Genomic DNA, 15,682 nt, shown 5'->3' with positions numbered 1-15,682 from the left:
AAAGGCGCGAATTCTAACATGCCTCAGGCCTTGGCCGAGTCGTCCTTGGCGGCGGCCGGCAGCAGGTTCTGCAGCCCGTCCAGCAGCTTGCTGTTGAACGCCTGGGCCTTGTCCAGCTGGTTGTCGCTGAGGCGGTCGTTGAGCGAGAAGCCGCCGTTGAGCAGGTCCTGCAACGTGCCTTTCGGGTCGTCGGAGAGCTTGGCGGCGTTCTTCAGCGCCTCCAGCATGCCCTTCGCGTAGTCCTGCAGCGAGGTGTTCACCGCGCTGGCCGGTTGGCCGCCTTCCTGGGCCACGGAGCCGTAGGTGCTGGTGGCCTTGACCCTGGTCTGGGTGAGATTGAGCGACATGGAAGCCAGCTGATCGCCGTTCATGTTCAGGGCCAGCGCGCGGTCGAAAGCACCGTTGAGGTCACCGGAGTAGAACTTGCTGGAGACATCCTGCACCTGGTCGAGCAGGTCGCTGAGCGCTGCTCTCTCCTCGTCGTTGAGGTCGCCATCCACCTGCACCTTCCAGCCGCCGATCTGCATGCTGCCGGACTCGGAGCGGGTGCCCGAAGTGCTCTTGCCGTCCTTGTCGGAGCCCGTCGAGGAGGTCTTCGACCAGTCGGCCGAGGCCTGGGCGATGGAGATCTTCACCTTGTCGCCTTCCTTGGTGGTCACCTCCATGTCGAAGGTCGAGGAACGCGCGGAGAAGCTCTGGGTGGAGCTGCTGACGCTGGTGCTGCCGGAAGTGCCGGTGCTCGGCGTGTTGCCATCCAGGCCCAGGGAGCTGGCCAGGTTGTTCAAGCCATCCTGGATCTTGCCGAAGGTGTCTTCGATGTCGCTGGCGATCTTGCCGCCGAGCACACCCAGGCCCTGGAGGATCTTCTTCGCTTCGGCGAAGCCCTTCTCCACGCCTTCGCGGGCCTGGTCGAGCATCTTCTGCAGCTTCTCGGTGTCGGCACCATTGGCCGCTTCGGCCTTGATGCGCCCGCCAACGAAGTCGAGGATGCGCCCGGCCACCTTGTCGGGCGTGTAGTCATCCTGGGTCTTGCCGGCCAGGCTGCCGGGCTCGATGCCCAGGCGCTGGGCAACACGGTTGGCCAACACGTTCTGCGCATTGGTGGCGTTACGGGTCGCGCTGTCGATCTTGTTCAGATAACTCGGGCGCGTGGTTGCGGAAGCCAGGGAATCGAGGGTCTTCATAGTGGCGGTCCCGGAAAATCGGATGTACACCGATTTGACGGCAGCCCCTTGGAAACCTTGAGAACGAATCCGTACGCAGCCGATGGACGGCAGTGACCGAAATTGACGTCAGACGTTCGTCGCGTCCGACGTGGCGACACCCGCCGCGCCCAACAGCACCGCTGCGGCATCCCTGGCCTCCCGTGCCTGCTCGGCCGGGCCCTGCACATGGGCCATGGCGATCGCCCCTTCCATCAGGTACTGCAACTGCCGCGCCAGGCGCTCGGGTTCGGCGACCCCCAGGCGTTCGAGGGCGGTGCGAAAATGCAGCTGGGCGTTGGCCTTGTGGAGGGCGGCGACGCGGTGGATCGGGTGCTCGCGGTCATGGAACTCGGCGGCGGCGTTGACGAAGGCGCAACCGAAGAACTCCTTGCCATGCAGCAACTGGTGCAGTCCATCGAAGACGGCAAGGATCGCCGCCCTCGGCGCCAGGTTCTCCAGCGCCCAGGCCATCATCTGGCGACTGGGTTCCAGGCGCTGGCGCAGGGCCGCCTCGATCAGCTCGTCCTTGGACTTGAAATGCTTGTACAGCGTCATCTTCGCCACGCCGGACTCGGCGAGGATGCGATCGATGCCGGTGGCGTGGAAACCATCGCGGTAGAACAGCGCGATGGCGGTGTCGATCAACTGATCGCGTTTGCTCGAAGCCATGTGGAACCTCCTGACCGGCGCATTATGCGCATCCGCCCGCACCGGCTCAAACCCGCACCGCAGCTGCCTTCCTGCAGCGCGATACGGTTGGCGCTTGAAATATACAGACCTGTCTGTCTAATATCCAGCCGCACAACGACCACAGGGATCACCACCATGCAGCTCCACGACTTCCCCCTCTCCGGCAACTGCTACAAGGTGCGCCTGTTCCTCGGCCTGATCGGCCAGCGCGCCGAGATCGTCACGGTCAACCTGCCCGCCGGCGAACAGAAGCAACCGGCATTCCTCGCCATCAACCCACGGGGTCAGGTTCCGCTGCTGGTGGACCAAGGCAACAGCCTGGCCGACTCCCAGGCCATCCTCGTCTACCTGGCACGCCGTTATGCGCCGCAATGGCTGCCCGACGATGCCCTGCAGCAGGGCCGCATCGCCAGCTGGCTGAGCTACGCCGCCAACGAGTTGTACCACGGCCCGGCCGCCGCGCGGGTGATGAAGCTGTTCGGCCGGCCCGGCGACCTCGAAGCCACCCAGGCCAAGGCGCGCCAGGTGCTGGCGATGGTGGAACTGCAACTGGGCCGGCACGCCTGGCTGGCCGAAGGCGAGGCGCCCAGCGTCGCCGATGTCGCCAACTACCCCTACCTGGCGATGGCCGGGGAAGGCGGGCTCGACCTCACCCCCTACCCACACATCCGCCAATGGTGCGAGCGCATCCGCGCCCTGCCCGGCTATGTCGAGCTGCCGCACCTCTGAACCTCTCCGCCATCGCAAGGAAGCCGTACATGCGCCTGCTCCCCCTCCTCCTCGCCAGCCTGCTGCTGATCGCCAGCCCCTTCGCCAGCGCCCAGGGCCTGCGCTTCGCCCTGGTGAAGACCTCCCACGCCGAAACCCTCGACGCCTTCACCATGGAGGGCGGCCAGTGGACGCAGACCGTCGCGGTCAACCACGTCGCCGTGCTCATCCAGCACCACGCCGCCACCCTGCTGCTGGATACCGGGCTCGGCCGCCAGGTGGACGCCCAGTTCCAGGGCGACATGCCCTGGTGGGACAAGCCGCTGTTCAAGTACGAAACCGTCACCCCCGCACGGGACCAACTGGACCGTGACGGCATCCGCGTCGACCGCATCCTCCTCACCCACGCCCACTGGGACCACGCCTCGGGCCTGGCCGACTTCCCCGAGGTGCCGGTCTGGGCGCCCTGGGCGGAAATCGAGTTCAGCCACATCGCCACGCCGCCGGCGGTGCTGCCCAGCCAGTTCGCCCACAAGGTCCTCTGGCAGCCCTTCGAGTTCCTGCCCGAGCCCTACATGGGCTTCGACGAGAGCCTCGACCTGTTCGGCGACGGCAGCCTGGTGCTGGTGCCGCTCACCGGGCACACACCAGGCTCGGTGGGCCTGTTCCTCACCCTCGACGACGGCCGGCGCTTCTTCTTCACCGGCGATACCAGCTGGCGCCTGGAAGGCTTCACCGGGCCCCACGAGAAGTTCTGGGTCAGCCGGCGGATGGTGGACAACGACCGCGACGGCACCCGCGCCCAGCTGCAACGGGTGCACGACCTGCTGCTGGCCCAGCCGAACCTCACCGTGGTGCCGGCCCACGACGCCGCCGTGCAGGACCGCCTCGGCTACTACCCGCAGTGGGTGCAGTGAGGCCGACCAATGTCTAAATGACGATTCTGTTACCAGATGCTTAATTCCACTCGTTGCAACGGGGCGGCCCAACCGCCCCGAAACCCCAACGAGGAGACAATAACAATGAGCAAGACCTCGCTCGCGCACGCCATCGCCCTGGCAGCGCTCAGCACCGGCCTCACCCTGCCCGGCCTCGCCCAGGCCGAATTCCTGAAAGACAGCAAGGCCAGCGTCGAGCTGCGCAACTTCTACTTCAACCGTGACTTCCGCCAGGACGGCGCCGCCCAGTCCAAGGCCGAGGAGTGGGCCCAGGGCTTCCTGCTGCGCTACGAATCCGGCTTCACCGAAGGCACCATCGGCGTTGGCGTCGACGCCATCGGCGCGCTGGGCATCAAGCTCGACTCCAGCCCCGACCGCACCGGCACCGGCCTGCTCAAGCGCGACCGCGAAGCGCCCAACCGCGCCCAGGACGAATACGGCGAAGTGGGCCTGACCGCCAAGTTGCGCGCCTCCAAGAGCGTGCTCAAGGTCGGCACCCTGCTGCCCAAGCTGCCCACCGTGCAGTACAACGACTCGCGCCTGCTGCCGCAGACCTTCCAGGGCGGCCACATCAACTCGATGGAAATCGACGGCCTGACCCTCGACGCCGGCCAGCTCAAGCAGGTCAACCAGCGCGACTCCTCGGACTACGAGGACATGACCATCACCAACAGCCGCGTGGCCTCCACCGGTGCCGGCGGTGCCCGTGGCATCACCTTCCGCGGCGGCCAGACCAGCGACGAATTCAACTTCGCCGGCGCCACCTACAAGTGGAACGACAGCCTCTCCACCGGCTACAACTACGGCAACCTGGACGAGTTCTACAAACAGCACATCTTCACCGTGCTGCACACCCTGCCACTGGGTGACAAGCAATCGCTGAAGAGCGACATCCGCTACGCCCGCTCCACCGACGAAGGCAACAGCAACGTCGACAACAAGGCCTTCGGCGCCATGTTCACCTATGCCCTGGGCGGCCACGCCTTCGGCCTCGGCTACCAGAGCATGAGTGGCGACACCGGCTACGCCTACATCAACGGCACCGACCCTTACCTGGTCAACTACGTGCAGATCGGCGACTTCGCCGCCAAGGACGAAAAATCCTGGCAGGCGCGCTACGACTACAACTTCGCCTCCATCGGCATCCCCGGCCTGACCTTCATGACCCGCTACCTGTCCGGCGACAACGTCGACCTGGGTGCCGGTCGCCCCGAAGGCAAGGAATGGGAACGCAACACCGACATCGCCTACGTCTTCCAGGACGGCCCGCTGAAGAACCTCGGCGTGAAATGGCGCAACGCGACGGTGCGCTCCACCAACTTCGGCAGCGACATCGACGAGAACCGCCTGATCGTCAGCTACGTGGTACCGCTCTGGTAGTCGCCACTGCGCAACGAGAAAGCCCGCCAATCGGCGGGCTTCTTCGTTTAATGGGAGTGTGCCGGGCTTGGCCCGATCAATCCTGGCTGGTGGCGCCGATCTTGTGGATCGACAGGTCCGCGCCGTAGTACTCCTGCTCCTGGGACAGGCGGATGCCGAGGGTCTTCTTCAGCAGGCCGTAGACCAGGAAGCCACCCACCAGCGCCACCAGCACGCCGAGGCCGGTGCCGATCAACTGGCTCACCAGGCTGACGCCGCCCAGGCCGCCGAGGGCCTCCTGGCCGAAGATGCCGCAGGCGATACCGCCCCAGACGCCACACAAGCCGTGCAGCGGCCACACGCCCAGCACGTCGTCCACTTTCCACTTCACCTGGGTTGCGGTGAAGGCCCAGACGAACAGGCCGCCCGCGATGGCGCCAGTCACCAGCGCACCCACTGGGTGCATCAGGTCGGAGCCGGCGCAGATCGCCACCAGCCCGGCCAGCGGGCCGTTGTGCAGGAAGCCCGGATCGTTGCGGCCCACCAGCAGCGCGGCAACCGTGCCGCCGACCATCGCCATCAGCGAGTTGACCGCCACCAGGCCGCTGACGCCTTGCAGGGTCTGCGCGCTCATCACGTTGAAGCCGAACCAGCCGACGATGAGAATCCACGAGCCCAGCGCCAGGAAGGGGATGTTCGACGGTGCGAAGGCCACCAGGCGGCCATCGCGGTAGCGGCCGTCACGGCGCCCCAGCAGCAGCACCGCGCCAAAGGCCAGCCAGCCGCCCACGGCGTGCACCACCACGGAGCCGGCGAAGTCATGGAAGCTGGCGCCGAAGCTCGCCTTCAGCCAATCCTGCAGGCCGAAGTTGCCGTTCCAGATCAGCCCCTCGAAGAAGGGATAGACGAAGGCCACGATCAGGGCGGTGGCGCACAGCTGCGGGCCGAACTTGGCGCGCTCGGCGATGCCGCCGGAGATGATCGCCGGGATGGCGGCAGCGAAGGTCAGCAGGAAGAAGAACTTCACCAGCGCATAGCCATGGTCGGCCGCCAGCTCGCTGGCCGGTTGCAGGAAGGTCACGCCGTAGGCCACCCAGTAGCCGATGAAGAAATAGGCCAGGGTGGAAATGGCGAAGTCCGAAAGGATCTTCGACAGCGCGTTGACCTGGTTCTTCTGGCGCACGGTGCCCACTTCGAGGAAGGCGAAGCCGGCGTGCATGGCGAGCACCATCACGGCGCCCATCAGGATGAACAGGGTGTTGGAGCCGTGGATCAGGGTTTGCACGGCACTGTTGAGGTTTTCCATTGGCAGGAAGGCTCCGGCAGATAAAAAGCACCAATACGGGTCAAATCGCGCCGGACACGCACCACCCTGAAGCCGCCACGCCCTCGAACGGGTCGCGACCTGGGGCCATAACGGGGCGAAGCGGTGGAGACGGCAGTTTGAGTTTTCAGGCTTTCTCTTTGTTTTTCATATGCTTGCCAGCGGTCAACAGCCTTGTCGGAGCCTCATTGAGCGCCCGATAACGGGGCGCTCCGGCACGCTGGCGCACCAGGGCGTTGCAAGCGCCATACCAGCGCCCGGGGGCAAATATCGGCGGAACCTAACCCAAGCGCGGCGACTCACAACAACCAAGCCCCTCCAAGGAGATTCACGCCATGCCCCGCAAGTCCGCTAGCCGCGCCCAAGACGACCTGCTGACCGAATTCCAGGCCCTCGTCGGTGACACCGAGAAACTGCTGCAACACACCGCCAGCCTGGCCGGCGACCAGGCCGAGGAGCTGCGCCTGCAGATCCACGAATCCCTCAAGCGCGCCCGCGAGACCCTGCAACTGACCGAAGAGAAGATCGTCGACAAGGGCAAGGCCGCCGTCGCCGCCACCGAGGACTACGTGCAGGAACACCCCTGGCAGACCATCGGCCTTTCCGCCGGCATCGGCTTCCTCCTCGGTCTGCTCGCGTCGCGTCGCTGACCATGGAGCCGGGAATGGAATCCGGCCCGCAGAACGCGGGCCAAGGCCCCTCGCCGCGGCGCCTCGGCGCCGCCTTCCTCGGCCTGTTGCACAGCCACGTCGAGCTGTTCGGCATCGAGCTGCAGGAGCAGAAGGCCAACACCCTGCGCCTGCTGCTGTTCGCCGGCCTGTCGCTGATCTTCGCCCTGCTCCTGCTGGTGGCTCTATCCGCGTTGCTGCTGGTGCTGTTCTGGGACAGTGCACGGATCGAAACCATCAGCGGCCTGTGCCTCTTCTATTTCCTGCTCACCGGCTACTGCGCCTGGCGCCTGAAACAGGCCGTGGACGATGAGTCCTCCCCCTTCTCCGCCACGCTCGAAGAGCTGGCCCAGGACCGCGAGCGCCTGATGCCATGAGCCTTCCCGAAACGCACCGCACCACCTCCCGCCGCGAACTGCGCAAGGCGCTGGTGCGCCTGCGCCTGGAGATGCACCGCCAGGAGATCCGCCACGAGACCCTGGTCCTCACCCAGCCCCTGCGCCGCGCCAAGGGCATCGCCAGCAGTTGGCAGCAGCAACTGGGCGGCATGCCCCACGCACCACTTTGGGGCATTGCCGGGGTCGCCGCCCTGGGCTTCTTCGCCGCCCGTAGTGGCAATCTGACTCGACTGATCCGCCTGGGCAGCAGCCTGATGCCCTTGCTGGGCGCCGCCTTGCGCCGCCCCTCTGCGAAGCCGCCGTCCCCTCCAAAGGTCTGATCGTCGGACAAGCTGGCCACATTCTTGCTATGCAAGGGAGCCGGTAGAGACCGGTTCCCTTCGCGTCGTTTCGACGAGCGCGTGCATTTCGGGCCAGCCCTAAGGAGTCACCGTGATAGAGGGGCAACCACTTGCCTGCTTCCAGCCGTTCATCGACACCGCGACAGGACGCATCGCCGGGGTCGAAGCCCTGGGGCGCCTGCGCCAGGATGATGGCCGGCTGCTCTCGGTCGGCCCGCTGTTCGCCGACTCCAAGGTACCGCCCGCAGCCCTGCGCCGCCTCGACCGGGAAATCCGCGAGGACGCCCTCAAGCGCCTGCACGGGGCACCGGCGGACTGGTTCCTCAGTATCAATATCTCGCCCCGCTGGATCAGCCGCCTGCGCCCGGGCCAGGCCCTGCCCAGCCTCAAGCAGCTGGAGCGCAACGGCGTGGCGCCCGAACGCATCGTCTTCGAGATCACCGAACTGGGCGGCGCCAGCCAGCGCCTGCCGGACGTGGTCGCCCGCTACCGCCAGGCCGGCGCACGCATCGCCATCGACGACTTCGGTGCCGGCTACTCCCAGCTCGACCGGGTGCTGGCCCTGCAACCGGACATCCTCAAGCTCGACATGCAGCTGTTCCAGGCCGCGGCCCGGGGCGGCCCCAGCGGCGAGGTGGTCAAGGCACTGGCACAGATGGCCGAGAAGACCGGCTGCTGGATCATCGCCGAGGGCGTGGAAACCGAGGCCGAGCTGGACTTCGCCCTGGAGTGCGGCGCCCGCTACGTGCAGGGCTACCTATTCGCCAAACCGGAGCTGGAATTCTTCGCCGCCGACGCCTTCGTCGAACGCTTCGCCCAGCTGCGCGACCAGTACGTGCAGCGCAAGCTGGCCGAACGCGCACGGCTGATGACCATGCGCCAGCAACTGACCCAGCTGATGAACCAGCTGCGCAACTGGGCCGAAGGCAACGCACGGCTCGAGGCCCTGCCCTCCCCCGAGCTTTACCCCTGGCTGCTGCGCATCTACCAATGCGACCGCAATGGCACCCAGCTCACCCCGAACCTGGAATGGCACGGCCAGCAATGGCGTGAAGACGCACGCTACCAGGGCCACAACTGGTCCTGGCGGCCGTACTTCTATCACCTGCTCGCCGAGGGCTGGGAAGAACGCCGGCTAACCCTCTCCAGCACCTACCGCGACGCCACCACCAACCAGTACTGCCTGACCGCCGGCCAGTTCATCGACAACGGCGACCGCCTGCTGCTGGTGGATATCGACGCCGCCGGGCTCTGACGGACGGCGCCTGCGGGAACTCGCGCATTCGCCCTTGGTCCCCTTGCGGTGCCCCGCGTTAATCCGGAAGCTAGCCCCCTTCAGCCACTGAAGGCGAGGACTGGCGTTGGACTGGCAGACACTGCTCACCCGTGAACGGCTCGGCAAACCGGTGCACAGCACCGAGGAACTGGGCCGCAGTTCGTTTCACAAGGACCATGACCGCATCATCTTTTCCGGCGCATTCCGCCGCCTGGGGCGCAAGACCCAGGTCCACCCGGTCTCCAGCAACGACCACATCCACACCCGCCTGACCCATTCGCTGGAAGTCGGCTGCGTCGGTCGCTCCCTGGGCATGCGCGTGGGTGAAGTGCTGCGTGACGAGATGCCGGATTGGTGCGACCCGGCCGACCTCGGCGTGATCGTGCAGTCGGCCTGCCTGGCCCACGACATCGGCAACCCGCCGTTCGGCCATTCCGGCGAGGACGCCATCCGCCACTGGTTCCAGCAGGCCTGCGCACGCGGCTGGCTGGACGCCATGAGCGACACCCAGCGCGCCGACTTCCTCAGCTTCGAGGGCAACGCCCAGGGCTTCCGTGTGCTCACCCAGCTGGAATACCACCAGTTCGATGGCGGTACGCGGCTGACCTACGCCACCCTCGGCACCTACCTCAAGTACCCCTGGACGGCCCGCCACGCCGAAGCCCTTGGCTACAAGAAACACAAGTTCGGCTGCTACCAGAGCGAGCTGCCGCTGCTGGAGCAGATCGCCCACAAGCTCGGTCTGCCGCAACTGGAGGAGCAGCGCTGGGCGCGCCATCCGCTGGTGTACCTGATGGAGGCGGCCGACGACATCTGCTACGCCTTGATCGACCTGGAAGACGGCCTCGAAATGGAGCTGCTCGACTACGAGGAGGTGGAGGCCGTGCTGCTCGGCCTGGTGGGCGACGACCTGCCGGAAACCTACCGCCAGCTGGGCCCGCGTGATTCGCGGCGGCGCAAGCTGGCGATCCTCCGCGGCAAGGCCATCGAACACCTGACCAATGCCGCCGCCCATGCCTTCGTCGACCAGCAGGGCGCGTTGCTCAGCGGCACCCTGCAGGGCGACCTGGTGGAGCACATGCATGGCCCGGCCAAACACTGCGTGCTGCGTGCCAAGGCCATCGCCCGCGAGCGCATCTTCCAGGACAAGCGCAAGACGCTCCATGAAATCGGCGCCTACACCACCCTGGAGATCCTGCTCAACGCGTTCTGCGGTGCGGCGCTGGAGCAGCATGGCGGGCGCACGCCCTCGTTCAAGAACCGGCGCATCCTCGACCTGCTCGGCAACAATGCCCCGGACCCGAGCTGGCCGCTGTACCGCTCATTCCTGCGGGTGATCGATTTCATCGCCGGGATGACCGACAGCTACGCCACGGAAATGGCCCGCGAAATGACCGGGCGCTCCAGTCCCGTCTAGGGTTACCAGGCCACCCGTGGGAGGTGGCCGCAGCAAGGAGTCACGACAGATGCGCAAGGCGCTCAGACAAAGCCTGCACTGGCACACCGGCCCTCCCGCCTGGGGCCCGGCCGCCATCGCGGGCCTGGGGTGCGGCCTGCCGCTGATGCTCGGTCTGTTCACCGCCCACACCGGCTTTCTCTGGGCCGCAACCGGCGCCTTCCAGGCCGCCCTGGCCAACCCCATGCACCGCTTCGGCATGCTGCGCATGCTGCTGCTCACCTTGCTCGGCGCCCTCAGCGCAGGCGTCGGCTTCTGGGCCGCCAGCCACCCGTTGCTGAGCCTCGCCAGCTTCGCCCTCTGGGGTTTCCTCCTGGCGCTGCTGCAACGCTACGGCACCGAGCTGGGCAAGCTGGGCGTGGGCCTGGCGGTGTGCCTCTGCCTCGGCCAGGGCCAGGCCGGCAGCGGTAGCCTCAACAACGGCCTGGCGGTAGGCGCGCTGTTCGCCATCGGCGGCCTCTGGGTGATGCTGCTGGCGTTCTTCCTGCGCGGCATGCACGGCCTGCGTCTGTGGCCCCTGCTGCCGCGCATGCTCGGTTTCATCCGCGTGCTGCGCCGCCATGCCGCTCGCCTGCCGAGGCGGCTCTGGTGGATCCACGCGCTGGCCTGCACCCTGGCCATCGCCCTCGCCGGCCTCGCCGCCAACCTCACCGGCATGCCGCGCGGCTACTGGTTGACGTTGACGGTGGTCACCACCCTGCAGATGGAACTCGACAGCAGCCTGGTGCGCGGTATCCAGCGCGGCCTCGGCACCCTCATCGGCGCGCTGCTGCTGATTCTCTTCGGCCACTGGCTGCAGAGCCCGACGCTGCTGGTGGCCTGCATGCTGCCGCTGATCGTGCTCAGCCGCGCCTTCATCGCCCAGCACTACGGCCTGTTCGTGGTGCAGACCACCGTCTGCTTCGTACTGCTTTCCGAAAGCCTCGCCCGTGACTGGCACCTGCCCGAGGTGCGCCTCTACAACAGCCTGCTGGGCTGCGCCCTGGCGCTGCTCATGGCCTACGCGGCCCACCGGGCACGCCTGCGCTGGGGCGAGCGCAAGGTCGCAGAGCCGGCTCCCTCCGGCACCGAGCACCACGCGCCGCAGCCCACTGTGGAATAGGCCCGACGGCTGCATCGGGAAAAAGCCAGCGTGAGCACCGGAAGCGGGCACTGGCAGGAAGGGGCAGGAGAAGGGACAGGAAAGGAAGGATCGATGGCAGCGCACCGCTGCGGATGCGCTGCCATCGAGCGACTCACACCAGGTCGTTGCGGTTGGCGAACTCCACCAGTTCGATCAGCGAGCGCGCATTGAGCTTGAGCAGCAGTCGCGACTTGTAGGTGCTCACCGTCTTGTTGCTGATGAACATCTCGTCGGCGATCTGCTTGTTGGTCAGGCCATTGGCCAGGTACTTCATCACCACCAGCTCGCGGTCCGAAAGGCGCTCGATCAGCTCGGTGTCACTGGGCACCCCGACCTGGCGCTTGCCACTGCGGATCACCTCGCTGGGGAAGTAGCTGTAGCCCGACAGCACGGCACGCACCGAGGCGGTCAGCTCGCCCAGGTCCCCGCCCTTGCAGACGAAGCCCGCAGCCCCGGCCTGCATGCAACGGGATGCGTAATGGCTGGGGTTCTGCCCGGTCAGCACCAGCACCCGCAAGGGCAGGTCGAGGGAGCTGATGCGGGCGATCACATCGAGCCCGCCGAGCTTGGGAATGCCGATGTCGAGAATCACCAGGTCGGGGAGGTGCTCACGGGACAGGGCTATGGCATCGACGCCGTTGTCGGTCTCGCCGATCACCTGGTAGCCCTCACGTGTCAGCAGCAAGCGAACGGCCAGGCGAATGACGGGATGGTCATCCACGATCAGGACCTTGCCCGGGGACTCGGCACCCGTGCGAAGGAATGAGTCCATGTCTACGAGTTTGCTCACCTTTGCGTCTCCATCAGCGGCGATACGAAGCTGCCAAGATAGAGGCGCCATCAAGCCTGTCGAGCACCCTCGGGGGCACTGCTGAATCTTCAGGACAAGACTTTCAACATCTTGCGACTGCGCCTACACCATCCTCACGAAAGCGGCACAGAACTCGCCTGAAAAGTACCGGGTAGCGTGCATCGCAGCCTGCCGTCGGCCCCCCCTTCGGAGCGTTCACACAGCGCCCGACGCCCGCCGTGGGATCAAGGCGATCGCCCGCCCCACTTCAGCCCCCATCCGGCAGAGCTGGCCAAGGTGTCGTTATTTCTGGCACCGGGCACGCATCTGCACAGGGGCTCATCTATGCTCCATCCGGGTCTTTTCCAAGACAGGGATTCAAGGAGTTCGGGCAATGCCGTACAAGCCGGTCGAACGTCGTTTTCCTCTGCACGTGCATATCAGCCTGCTGTTCACGCTCCTGCTGCTGCTGACCGGCGTCGTGCTCGGCGTCTTCAATTACCGGCAGACGAGCCAGATCATCCTGTCCAGCAGCGACACGCTGTTCGAACGCATCAGCCAGGACGTGGCGATTGACCTGGAGCACACCTACCAGCCCATCTACCACCTGCTCAATCTGCTCACCCTCGACCCCGGCACCCAGCTCGACGACGGCTACCGCCGCCAGGAAAAACTCCTGCGCAGCTTCGCCCAGGCGCTGCGCGACAACCCCAAGCTCGCCTCCCTCTACCTGGGCTTCGACGACGGCGACTTCTTCATGGTCCGGCCGCTGCGCACTCCCGAGCTCAAGCAGCGCTTCGATGCCCCGACGGGTGCCGCCTACCAGGTCTGGAGCATCGAGCGCGACAACCTCGCCCGTGCCCGCTCCGAGTCGCTGTATTTCGATGAAGAACTCAAGCTGATCAGCCGACGCCAGGAACTCAACGAGCGCTACGACCCGCGCAACCGCCCCTGGTATTCACGCGCCCTGGAACAGGGCCGGCACATCACCACCCAGCCCTACGTGTTCTTCTCCACCGGCGCGGTGGGCACCACCCTGGCCCTGCCGGCCGGCAGCGACGCGGTGATCGCCGCCGACCTGACCCTGAACGACCTTTCCGCCACCCTTGCGCAGCACCGGGTCACCCCCTCCACCCAGGTGCTGCTGTTCGCGCCGGATGGCAGCGCCGTGGCCTATCCGGACAGTTCCCGGCTCATCGTGCGGGTCGACGACAAGCCCCAACTGGCCCGCGCACGTGACCTCGACCCGGCAATCGCCGCGCTGCTCGACCTCGGCCTCTCCGGTGACCAGCGCTCGACCCTGGAGCTGGCCAAGCGGCGCTGGGTGGTGTCGCAGAACCATCTGCAATCCGGGGGGCCGGACGGGCTTTACCTGGCCCTGCTGGCGCCCGAGGACGAACTGCTGGCGGACGCCTACCGCATCCGCTGGCAAGGTGCCGTGCTCACCCTGTGCATCCTGCTGTTGTGCATCCCACTCGGCTGGCTGCTGTCGCGGGTCCTGGTCAAGCCGCTGAAGGCCCTGGTGGCCGAAGCCGAGGCGATCCGCAGCTTCAATTTCGAAGCACCGGCCATGGGCCGCTCGCCGGTGCTGGAAGTGGACCAGTTGGCCGTGGCCATGGCGCGGATGAAAGACACCCTGGCCAGCTTCCTGGAGATCACCGCCAGCCTCTCCGCCGAGAACCGCTTCGACGCCCTGCTGCGCCGCGTGCTGGAAGAAACGGTGACCATCAGCGAAGCCTCGGGCGGCTTCATCTACCTGCTGGATACCACCAGCGGACGCCTCGAGCCCAACGGCCTGTTTCTCGGCAAGAAAGGCGAGCACGACCTCGAAAGCCACGACCTGCGCAGCCATGCCCTCCACGACGACGACCTGCCCGACTGGCTGCGCCTGCCTGCCAGCGGCGGCCCGAGCCAGCTGCGCACCTTCGGCTATGACCAGGCCGACGGCTTCCGCCAGGTGCTGCAAAGCCTGGAAAGCCCGCGCGTGCACCTGGTCAGCACCGGCCTGCACAACCGCCAGGGCGACACGGTCGGGGTGCTGGTGCTGCTGCACCGCGACACCGGCGACGGCACTGAACTGGCCATGCTCAAGCCCGAGCGCATCGCCTTCGTCGAGGCGATTTCCGGCGTCGCCGCGCTGTGCATCGAAAGCCAGCGCCTGCTGGAGAAGCAAAAACAGCTGCTCGACGCCTTCATCCAGCTCATCGCTGGCGCCATCGACGCCAAGAGCCCCTACACCGGCGGCCACTGCCAGCGCGTACCGGAAATCACCCTGGCCCTGGCCCGCGCCGCTGCCGCCAGCGACGAGCCGCCGTTCCATACCTACAACCCCAGCGACGAAGACTGGGAAGCCCTGCACATCGCCGCCTGGCTGCACGATTGCGGCAAGGTCACCACCCCCGAATACGTAGTGGACAAGGCCACCAAGCTGGAAACCCTCTACGACCGCATCCACGAAGTGCGCATGCGCTTCGAGGTGCTCAAGCGCGACGCCTGGATCAGCTACTGGCAGGCCGTCGCCCAGGGCGCCGACGAACCCGGGCAGGCACAGCTGCGCGACGAGCTGCTGGCAGCCCTGGACGAGGAGTTCGCCTTCATCGCCCGCAGCAACCTGGGCGGCGAGTTCATGGCCGAGGAAGACCAGCAGCGCCTGCAGCGCATCGCCTCGCGCACCTGGAGCCGGACCCTGGACGACCGCCTCGGCGTGTCCTGGGAAGAGGCGCAACGCATGGCCCGCACCCCGCCCCGCCCGCTACCGGCAGAAGAACCCCTGCTGGCCGACCGCCCCGAGCACCTGCTGGAGCGCCCGGAAGGCGAGCGCATGACGGCCGACAACCCCTGGGGCTTCAAGCTCGAGGTGCCGACCCACAAGTTCAACCGTGGCGAGCTGCACAACCTCTCCATCGCCCGCGGCACGCTGACGGCCGAGGAGCGCTACATCATCAACCACCACATCGTGCAGACCATCCTCATGCTCAACCGCCTGCCCTTCCCGCCACACCTGAAGGACGTGGCCGAGATCGCCGGCGGGCACCACGAAAAGATGGACGGCAGCGGCTACCCGAAACGCCTCTCCCGCGAGCAGATGAGCCTGCCCGCGCGGATGATGGCCATCGCCGACATCTTCGAGGCACTCACGGCGGTGGACCGCCCCTACAAAAAGGGCAAGACGCTGTCCGAGGCGCTGGGGATCATGGTCGGCATGTGCAAGGGCGCGCACATCGACCCGGAGCTGTTCGGCCTGTTCATCCGCTCCGGCGTGTACCGCGACTACGCCGAGCGCTTCCTGCGGCCGGAGCAGATCGACGCGGTGGACGAAGGGTCGATTCTCGAGCGGGCGGGCCTGGCTGGGTAACCCGCGGTATCTCGCATCGGCGGGAGACAAATCGCAGGCATGAAAAAGGGG

General features: G+C 66.5%; 14 protein-coding genes. 10 read left to right on the top strand and 4 right to left on the bottom strand.

The genetic code is table 11. The features are described 5' to 3' along the window. Positions 1-23 precede the first annotated feature (23 nt). Together PI990_RS09670 and PI990_RS09665 are read right to left on the bottom strand one after the other, a co-directional pair. The gene (locus PI990_RS09670) at positions 24-1,184 is read right to left on the bottom strand and encodes a DUF5610 domain-containing protein (protein ID WP_271660481.1); all 1,161 of its coding nucleotides are present in this window, start codon (positions 1,182-1,184) and stop codon (positions 24-26) included. 108 nt (positions 1,185-1,292) lie between these two features. After that, positions 1,293-1,874 (bottom strand): TetR/AcrR family transcriptional regulator, encoded by a 582-nt coding sequence (locus PI990_RS09665; protein WP_021219567.1) that lies wholly within the window; start codon positions 1,872-1,874, stop codon positions 1,293-1,295. Positions 1,875-2,030: 156 nt separating this feature from the next. Between PI990_RS09665 and PI990_RS09660 the strand changes: the two genes are divergently transcribed. From PI990_RS09660 to PI990_RS09650, 3 genes are all read left to right on the top strand, one after another. Continuing rightward, on the top strand, positions 2,031-2,624 hold the full coding sequence (locus tag PI990_RS09660) for a glutathione S-transferase family protein (RefSeq protein WP_271660480.1): 594 nt from the start codon (positions 2,031-2,033) through the stop codon (positions 2,622-2,624). Positions 2,625-2,653: 29 nt separating this feature from the next. Then, complete coding sequence (locus tag PI990_RS09655) at positions 2,654-3,520, top strand: MBL fold metallo-hydrolase (protein ID WP_271660479.1); 867 nt, start codon at positions 2,654-2,656, stop codon at positions 3,518-3,520. Positions 3,521-3,625: 105 nt separating this feature from the next. Next, entirely contained in the window at positions 3,626-4,921 is a 1,296-nt protein-coding gene (locus PI990_RS09650; RefSeq protein WP_184489208.1) for an OprD family porin, read from the top strand. A gap of 76 nt (positions 4,922-4,997) precedes the next feature. Here the strand turns inward: PI990_RS09650 and PI990_RS09645 are convergent, their stop codons facing one another. Beyond that, the gene (locus tag PI990_RS09645) at positions 4,998-6,206 is read right to left on the bottom strand and encodes an ammonium transporter (RefSeq protein ID WP_184489207.1); all 1,209 of its coding nucleotides are present in this window, start codon (positions 6,204-6,206) and stop codon (positions 4,998-5,000) included. Positions 6,207-6,559: 353 nt separating this feature from the next. Here PI990_RS09645 and PI990_RS09640 point away from each other — a divergent pair, with 353 nt between their 5' ends. From PI990_RS09640 to PI990_RS09615, 6 genes are all read left to right on the top strand, one after another. Further along, positions 6,560-6,874: a DUF883 family protein gene (locus tag PI990_RS09640; protein WP_021219572.1), complete on the top strand. Its 315-nt coding sequence runs from the start codon at positions 6,560-6,562 to the stop codon at positions 6,872-6,874. A 2-nt stretch (positions 6,875-6,876) separates the two neighbouring features. Continuing rightward, entirely contained in the window at positions 6,877-7,269 is a 393-nt protein-coding gene (locus PI990_RS09635; protein WP_442969323.1) for a phage holin family protein, read from the top strand. Beyond that, positions 7,266-7,610: a hypothetical protein gene (locus PI990_RS09630; protein WP_184489205.1), complete on the top strand. Its 345-nt coding sequence runs from the start codon at positions 7,266-7,268 to the stop codon at positions 7,608-7,610. Before PI990_RS09635 ends, PI990_RS09630 begins: the two co-directional genes overlap by 4 nt. Before the next feature lie 112 nt (positions 7,611-7,722). Next, on the top strand, positions 7,723-8,886 hold the full coding sequence (locus PI990_RS09625) for an EAL domain-containing protein (protein ID WP_184489204.1): 1,164 nt from the start codon (positions 7,723-7,725) through the stop codon (positions 8,884-8,886). Between the two features lie 106 nt (positions 8,887-8,992). After that, entirely contained in the window at positions 8,993-10,324 is a 1,332-nt protein-coding gene (locus PI990_RS09620; protein ID WP_271660478.1) for a deoxyguanosinetriphosphate triphosphohydrolase, read from the top strand. Positions 10,325-10,373: 49 nt separating this feature from the next. Beyond that, positions 10,374-11,465 carry an FUSC family protein gene (locus PI990_RS09615; protein ID WP_021219577.1) on the top strand — a complete coding sequence of 364 codons (1,092 nt, stop codon included), beginning with the start codon at positions 10,374-10,376 and terminating at the stop codon, positions 11,463-11,465. Positions 11,466-11,598: 133 nt separating this feature from the next. Here the strand turns inward: PI990_RS09615 and PI990_RS09610 are convergent, their stop codons facing one another. Next, positions 11,599-12,258: a response regulator transcription factor gene (locus PI990_RS09610; protein ID WP_021219578.1), complete on the bottom strand. Its 660-nt coding sequence runs from the start codon at positions 12,256-12,258 to the stop codon at positions 11,599-11,601. Positions 12,259-12,670: 412 nt separating this feature from the next. Here PI990_RS09610 and PI990_RS09605 point away from each other — a divergent pair, with 412 nt between their 5' ends. After that, entirely contained in the window at positions 12,671-15,631 is a 2,961-nt protein-coding gene (locus PI990_RS09605) for an HD domain-containing phosphohydrolase (protein WP_271660477.1), read from the top strand. The last annotated feature ends 51 nt before the right edge of the window (positions 15,632-15,682 follow it).

The organism is Pseudomonas sp. TUM22785 (assembly GCF_028198105.1).
GTDB lineage: Bacteria > Pseudomonadota > Gammaproteobacteria > Pseudomonadales > Pseudomonadaceae > Metapseudomonas > Metapseudomonas solani.
The sequence above is the reverse complement of the archived record's forward strand: the minus strand, read 5'-3'. Positions and strand labels throughout refer to the sequence as shown.